Annotated in this window: 8 protein-coding genes; 5 read left to right on the plus strand and 3 right to left on the minus strand. The window is 48.8% G+C overall.

Features of this window, described 5'->3' with window-relative positions; translation table 11 throughout:
* Nucleotides 1–46 precede the first annotated feature (46 nt).
* From AC3DOM_RS13840 to AC3DOM_RS13860, 5 genes are all read left to right on the plus strand, one after another.
* Complete coding sequence (locus AC3DOM_RS13840; RefSeq protein WP_487919631.1) at nucleotides 47–220, plus strand: hypothetical protein; 174 nt, start codon at nucleotides 47–49, stop codon at nucleotides 218–220.
* 136 nt (nucleotides 221–356) lie between these two features.
* On the plus strand, nucleotides 357–1,766 hold the full coding sequence (locus AC3DOM_RS13845) for a hypothetical protein (RefSeq protein ID WP_487919632.1): 1,410 nt from the start codon (nucleotides 357–359) through the stop codon (nucleotides 1,764–1,766).
* Nucleotides 1,756–2,574, plus strand: a complete 819-nt coding sequence (locus tag AC3DOM_RS13850; RefSeq protein WP_487919633.1) for a glycosyltransferase family 2 protein — start codon at nucleotides 1,756–1,758, stop codon at nucleotides 2,572–2,574. The genes AC3DOM_RS13845 and AC3DOM_RS13850 overlap by 11 nt, the downstream gene beginning before the upstream one ends.
* 89 nt (nucleotides 2,575–2,663) lie before the next feature.
* A complete protein-coding gene (locus AC3DOM_RS13855; protein WP_487919634.1) occupies nucleotides 2,664–2,861 on the plus strand; it encodes a hypothetical protein in 198 nt (65 codons plus the stop codon).
* 31 nt (nucleotides 2,862–2,892) lie between these two features.
* Complete coding sequence (locus AC3DOM_RS13860; RefSeq protein WP_487919637.1) at nucleotides 2,893–3,069, plus strand: hypothetical protein; 177 nt, start codon at nucleotides 2,893–2,895, stop codon at nucleotides 3,067–3,069.
* A gap of 772 nt (nucleotides 3,070–3,841) precedes the next feature.
* Here the strand turns inward: AC3DOM_RS13860 and AC3DOM_RS13865 are convergent.
* From AC3DOM_RS13865 to AC3DOM_RS13875, 3 genes are all read right to left on the minus strand, one after another.
* Nucleotides 3,842–5,044, minus strand: a complete 1,203-nt coding sequence (locus tag AC3DOM_RS13865; RefSeq protein WP_487919635.1) for an ABC transporter permease — start codon at nucleotides 5,042–5,044, stop codon at nucleotides 3,842–3,844.
* Between the two features lie 9 nt (nucleotides 5,045–5,053).
* Complete coding sequence (locus AC3DOM_RS13870) at nucleotides 5,054–6,358, minus strand: ABC transporter permease (protein ID WP_487919636.1); 1,305 nt, start codon at nucleotides 6,356–6,358, stop codon at nucleotides 5,054–5,056.
* Between the two features lie 202 nt (nucleotides 6,359–6,560).
* Nucleotides 6,561–7,442, minus strand: coding sequence for an ABC transporter ATP-binding protein (locus AC3DOM_RS13875; protein ID WP_487919638.1), 882 nt, complete (start codon nucleotides 7,440–7,442; stop codon nucleotides 6,561–6,563).
* Between the last annotated feature and the right edge of the window lie 80 nt (nucleotides 7,443–7,522).

A 7,522-nucleotide genomic window follows, 5' to 3' on the forward strand; every position in this document is an offset into this window, starting at 1 on the left:
AATTTAATAGGCTTTCGTTTCTCTCAATTTTCCCCTTTTTATTGAGATGATACCTCAAGAGTTTGCGCAAATTTTCAACAAAAACGCCCAAAACCGCGATTTCTTCCTCATCACCGATTTCGACGAATGGGATGCGCAAGTAGATTTACGCGATTATCTCTCAGCACAATACCCCATCTACGTCGAAGGAGATGGCTATCTGGTTTTCGATTTGCGATAGTAATTTCGAATATGAAAAGTGCGATGCACCCTTCAAATCTTTTTTGCCGTAAAATCGCTTTATGAAGGGTGCGTTGCACTGGGACAATCGCAAACCTTCTATTAAATTCTCCCCTGTGGGGTAAAATGGGGCGATTATGTTCAATATTGAAAAAGAAAAACTCTTCAAATTTGCTTTAATACTTCAAGCCATCACAAGCGGGATTGTCCTCACACTCTACGCCTATTTGGGCAAATTCACGCGTCTCCTTGCGGATGATTATTATCACAGCGCCCTCCTCCACACCGGAAAAGGGATTATAGAACTCAGCGTTGAAAAATATCTCCACGTCTCCAATCGTTATACCAATATGTTCCTTTTCGCCTTCGGCGACTGGATCGGTATTCACTGGTTCTCAGCGATACTAATTATTTTATGGGTGGTCGGGTTAAATTGGCTCTTGATCGAGAGTAATAAACTGCTTGGCGGGAAAATATCGAAGTTGGCGCTTTTCTCCATCTCCGCCTTATTAATTTTTTTGAGCATTTTACAAGCCCCAAACCGCTACCAAACCATCTACTGGATTTCGGGGATGGTCACTTATTTTTCCCCAATTGTCTTTTTTACCTATATTCTGGCTGGCATATTCGCTTTTCTGCGAAAGCAGCGTTCAAAAATAGCCCTTCTTTTTGCCGCGCTACTCAGTGTATTTGCCATGTTTTTCATCGGTGGGCTTTCAGAAACAGTTGGGGCGTTGCATATCGCCATTCTCTTTTTGATTATGTTTGCCTTCTGGCTTTTCGGTAAAGAATATGATCGCCAATCTGTGCTGATTCTTTTTGGCGCAGCATTATTAGGCGGATTTATTTCTCTTGGCTTTATGGCTTTCACGCCCGCAAATGCCATTCGCTCCGATGCCCCGCCTATAGAAATACTTATTTTCCTGCGCCGCCTTATCATTTTTCCTTACGAATTTATAATCGACACTTTAAAAACGCTCCCTTTGCCCAGTTTTTTTACGGTCATTATTGGGTATCTAATTGCAAATGAAATCTCTATTGCTCGTGGGCGAAAGATTTTTCGATGGGCGCTTGCCCTAATTCCTTTGCTTATTTTTGTTCTCATTGCCGCCAGTTTTGCGCCCAGCGCCTATGCGCTCTCCTTCCCTGATGAGCGGGTACGTTTCCCTGCGCGCGTGGTGATGACGAGCGGACTTTTTGCTTTTGGCGCTTTTTTTGCCCTGATTTTCGCACGCGAGAAAGAGAGTATCCTGCCCACGCTGCTGCTCGTCGCGGCATCCCTTTATCCGCTGCGGGGGGCGTGGCAAGCCTACCAAACAATCCCCGAGTTTCAGACTTATGCCGATGCTTGGGACACGCGCGAAGCGTATATTCTATCCAAAAAAGAAAGTGGTATGATGAATATATCCCTCCCGCCTTTGGATGGAATGGGCGGGGTGAAAGAGTTTGATATTGAAGCAAAACATTGGGTCAATCAGGCCGCGGCGCAATATTATGGGGTGGATGCGATAAGCGTCCACTCGACAAGTTTGGATTATGAAGAATAAACCCGAAACGAACCTGACCCGGGGCTTGCCACTGGTCTCTATCATTACCCCGTCTTTTAACCAATCGGCGTATATCGCTGCGACAATCGACTCGGTGCTATCGCAAGATTATCCGAATATCGAATATATCGTCGTGGACGGCGGCTCGACAGACGGCAGCGCGGAGATCATTGAGCATTACGCTGATAAATTGGCTTGGTGGGTTTCTGAGAAGGATAAAGGCCAAACCGACGCGATCAACAAAGGTTTTGCGCGCGCAAATGGCGAGATTTTAGCGTGGCTCAACTCAGACGATACCTACGAGCCGGGTGCGATCAGTGCAGCGGTCAAGTTTTTGATGGAAAATCCCGATGTGGGCCTGGTTTACGGTGATTGTGATTTTATCGACGAGAAGGGTGTTAAATTTGGCAAATTCAACGCCGCTCAAACGGATTTGGAGAAGTTGAAGCGCGGGTATGTTCATATCCCGCAGCAGGCATCTTTTTGGCGAGCAGAACTCTGGAAAAAGGTTGCCCCGCTCGACGATAGTTTCTATTTTGCGATGGACTACGACCTTTGGACGCGCTTGGCGAAAATTAGTGAGCTACGCTATTTGCCCGGAGAAAATTGGGCGAATTTCAGATTGCACAGCGATGCAAAATCCATCGCTGCCGACAAACACTGCTGGAACGAGATGATGCGCGTTCATTATCGTGAAGGCGGCTCTTTCTTTTCGATTATCAATGCCAAGCATATCATTCGCAAGGTGGTTGCTCCCTGGTGGAATTGGCGACGCAGACGAAAAATTAAGAAAGCTTTGGCGCGGTAAGCTTATCCACAGATTTTACAGATTATGCAGAAAAAACTTTAAAAATCTGTTCAATCTGCGTAATCTGTGGATGATTTGTAGGTAAAAATATGAACTGGTTACTTTCCCCTCCCTCACTAAATGATTTCCTCCGCCTTTTACGGGCATGGAAATTTTGGCTTTTATTCTCCATTTTGGGCGCACTCTTAGGCGTGGGGGCTTATTACGCTTTCCCGCCTGATTATCGCGCAAAAGCGACGGTGGTCGTGGATTTCAATCTCGAAGAATCGTTGACTGAAGGGAAATAGCATTCCGCTTGCCGCCCGGATTTTCGCCGTCATCGATGTATGGGACGCCTTAATTAACGAACGACCGTATCGGGTCGCCTTGTCAGAAGAAGAAGCTCTTGCCATAATTATGAAAGGCGTTGACAGACATTTTGACCCATTGGTTGTCGCCGCTTTTTTAAAAATTTATTGGCAAGGAAATTTGGTCCTCCGTGAGCAAGTACCCTGATAGGGACGCCCATAGAATTATGGGGCTTGCGATTGGGTAAAGAGATCAATCCCTGCTCTGCGATTACTCCAAAGTGTCATAAAAGGTTCGCAAACTCGTGAACCTTTCTTCTTTTAAATACAAGATTTGTTTCATTATTACAGGGCTTACGCATGAAATTTTTAGGATATAAAACAATGCTTTTTAGTACAGAAAATTTCATTTTTCAAGAAAAATCTCCAGAAAACAACGAGAACGGTGCGGGATAAATCCCTGCCTCAAAGCGTGGAAGTCCTCCGGGCTAAAAAAGAGTCGAATTTATTCGACTTTCATGGTCTGAGGCAGGACTTTTAGTCCGCACCGAAGATTTTTTGCCACAAAACACATTTTCATGCGTAACCCCTGTATTATTGATGTTCACTTAAGTTGGTTAATTTCCTCTATAGGGTGTCTGAAAACCCTTTTTAACCACAGATGAACATAGATAAAAAAGATTGGAAAGGCATTTCCTCGAGGCATTCATCCAAAGAATCAGCGTTCATCTGTGTTTACGTGTGTCCGAAAGGGTATCTGTGGTGAGCAGGTAGATTTAGAAATTTTTCAGACAGTTTCTAGGTAAACCGTCCCGCAGGTTCCCTTGATTTAGATTTTAAATGAACATAAACCTGCGGGACGCTCATAACCAGTTTATCTGAATATCAATAGGTATGGGATATAAAAAACCAGTAGACCTCTTGCATAAATACTTCCGGTGGCTGGATCGTTGTCAAAAGGGATTTTTGTGAAGTCTACTTTATTTTTCTTCAGCGGCACTCAACCGCCACACAGCCAGGATGAAAAATAAGACCGCATACCCGGTCAGGGCTCCAGCCGGGATTAAAACCGAGTCCAACCCAAAGCCGCGTACGCTGATATTTTTGAATCCATCCATCGCCCAGGCGACCGGCGAGATATGCCCGATCGCGCTGAAGGTTTCGCCGGTGAACTCCAGCGGAATCCAGGCACCGCCCAGGCCTGAAAGGACGAACATGGGGATCAGAGAGAATGAGATCGCCTGCTCCTCGTTTCGGGCGATGATCCCGATCAACAAGCCCATCGCGGCGATGCATAGGGCAGAGGTAAAGGCGACTAAAAAAGTCGCTTCGGGAACGCGCAGATAGTCGATCTTCAGGAAGAAATGCCCAAATAAGATCAGGGTGGTGAATTGTGTAAAGATCAGCGCGAAGATAGCCAGGTAATGACCAAAGAGGATCTGGATCCGGCGCACAGATGTGGTTAACAGGCGCTGGAGGGTGCGTGATTTTCTTTCGGTGACTATGACTGAGGCCGCGGTCAATAATCCGGCGATCGCAAATTGGAGCATCATTCCCGGGGCGGTGTGGGCGAGAGAGGCGATCCCGTCGTCGGTTTCCTTGACCACGCTGCTCGTTGTTTCAACGATGGAGATGGGGGGATCTTCCCATGCTTCCAGCGTTTCTTCAAAACCATATTGGAAGGGGATCCGTTTTCCGGCATATTTATCCATGATGGTGGCGGTGCGGGCAGCCCCGTCCAGGCGGCTGGCGAGGGTCAATAATTCTGCTTCAATGGTTATCCAGGCGGAGGTGTTGGTATCTGCGATGACGATCAACTGGGCGGATTTATCGGCCCAAACTGCTTTGCTGTAACCTCTCGGGATGATGACAGCCGCCGCCAGTTCCCCCTCAGCAACCATCAGGTCCAGGTCTGAGGCGCTCAGAAAGATGTTTTCGTGTAGTCGTACAATATCCGAATCTGCCAACAGATCGCGCAGTGAATTGCTGACCCAGCGATCATCTTCATTCAGAAGGCCAACCGGCAGGCGGGAATCGCCTTCTCCGCCGCTGCCAAACCCGCCGAAAGCAAATCCAAACAGGAGGGTGAAGAGGATCGGCATCAGCAACAGAAACATAAAGGTTTTGAAATCGCGTATGAGCTGCATCAGGTCTTTGAGGGCGATGTCGAAAATTCGAATCATGGCGGCTTCCTATGCAAATCTTTTATTGAAACGCCACACACCGATGGCGAAGAAGGCCACGCTCCACAGGAGCAGGACGAGGGTGGTGATCAATACATTTGAAATCGGTTCTGCGTTCATGGTTTGCATCAGGGCACGGATAGCCCAACCCTGAGGCACCAGCAGGGAAACGGAGTTCCCGAGTTTGGCCGCGGCAGGGGAATTGATGGCAAAGATACTGATCATGCCGAGCATGCCGGTCACGGTCAGAACGCCGCCAAAGAGCACCCCACCCTGTTTTGAATCTTTGAGAAATGAATTGAGGAAAACGCCAAATGAGGAGGCACTGAATATAATTCCCAGGGCCATCAGGAAGGTAGAGGGCAGCTCTCCCCAATGAATGGTGAAGATCAGGCGCGCGGCCACGAGCAGAACGATGACTTGCACCGAAACTGTCAGAAATACGGAAAGCAGTTTTCCGCTCAGGATGGTCGCTTGAGAGGTGGGCGTGGTGAAAAGTCGCGGCAGGGTGCGCTCCTCCTCTTCCTTGAGAATGCTCTGGGCTGTGGATGCGCCGGTGAAGAATGCGTAAAAGATCATCATGCCGCCCATGATCGGGCTAATGATCGTCACCAGTAAATTCTGGCTTTCCTCCTCTTCATTTACCGGTTGACCGGAGGGCGGGCGAACCGCCAGCAATGCTGTCGCCACGTCATCTTCTTCGACCAGGGAGACTGCGAGATAATCCTGGACCACCTGTCCGGTAAAGATAGTTTCTTTCGGTGGGGCCTCATCCAAAAAGACCTTGACCGCGATCTTGACGCCAGACATACCGTCCATAAAGCGATTCATGATCGAACGGATAATATCGGGGCCAATAGTCAGGGTCGGGTCCTGATAAAACTCGATCTCCGCCTGACCATAAATATCCGCGAATTCTTTGGAGAAATCAGCCGGGATAATGATCGCCACTTGGGCGTCCTGGCTGTCTACCGCGCTCCGGGCAAGCTCAGGATCGGGAGCGAAGGAGAGGTCGATAAAATCCGACATCTCCTCGCTTTCCATGATGTTGACGATCAGGTCTCCCATCGAATCTGCTTTTTTACCATCGGGGATATTCTTTGGGTTGACCTGGAATTTTGGTCCGCCCTCGTCCAGATTGGCGACGATCACTTTGGTGCGTGGCAGACTAAAGTCGCCACTGCTGGCAATATTCCCGAACATGAAATAGAACATGCCCGTCACCAGCAAGGGGATCACGAACATAAAAACGACCGCGAAAAGGCTCCGAAATGAGCGCAGCATATCTTTGAGGGCGATATCAAGTGCTTTCATTGAGGACCCCAAAGAGTCGTGCTTGATGGGTTAAAAATGAATTTTTTACCACAGAGTACACAGAGTTCACGGAGATTTTTATAGAGCTTTTCTACCCTTGCGGGCACACGTCTGTGTTCTTTGCCCGCCCCGGCGTTGCCGGTCGGGCCGGGGTGATCTCTGTGGTTAATTATTGGATAAGTCCACATCATCAGATATCTTCTCAATCTCGCAGGGCTCGACCGGTCAGATGCAGGAAGACGGCTTCCAGATTTGGTTCGAATATATCTACAGAGGTGATGCGCGCAGATCTGCTTGTGGCACTTTCAAAAAGCAGGGGCAGGGCCAGGTTGCTGTCTTCTACCAATACAGTTACCAGTCCATTCTCTGCCGTCACCTGTGATACGCCCTCAACCACTCGCCAGGCATCCATCACGGAGGCAGCCTCTGTATTCAGCGTCAGGTCGATCCGTGTTTGCCCACCGACCAACTTTACCAATTCATCATGGGTGCCACTGGCGATCATCTGGCCATGATCCATAATTGCGATGTGGTTGGATAATTCCTGGGCCTCCTCCATATAATGGGTGGTGTAGAGGACGGTCATGCCCTCATCTTTCAGCGCGACAACGCTATCGAGAATATTACGGCGCGATTGCGGATCAATGCCGACGGTCGGTTCATCCATATAAATGACCTTGGGTTTATGCAAAAGGGCGACACCGATATTGACACGCCGTTTCATGCCGCCCGAATACTTGCTCACACGTTCCCTGGCGCGGTCACGCAACCCGATCACATCCAGAACTTCATCCACACGTTTTTTTAGCGCCCCGCCACGGAGACCGTACATCTTGCCCCAGAAAGTCAGGTTTTCGTGCGCGGTCAGGTCTTCATACAGGGCGATCTCCTGCGGGACGACCCCCAACACCGATTTGACTCCCATCTGGTCATCTGTGATGGAATGCCCCATCACACGTGCATCGCCTTCGTCCGGGCGCAGCAGACAGCTCAGCATGGAGATGGTGGTGGTTTTGCCAGCTCCATTTGGTCCTAGTAAGCTGAAGATCTCGCCCTGCTGGACATCAAAGCTAACGCCCTGCACAGCCTTGGTTTCACCAAAGGATCTATGACTCCACTGCAAAAAGGTAGATTGCCCCTCCTCAAAAGGGCAAAAGTTTAATA

The organism is Candidatus Desulfolinea nitratireducens, assembly GCF_982879505.1.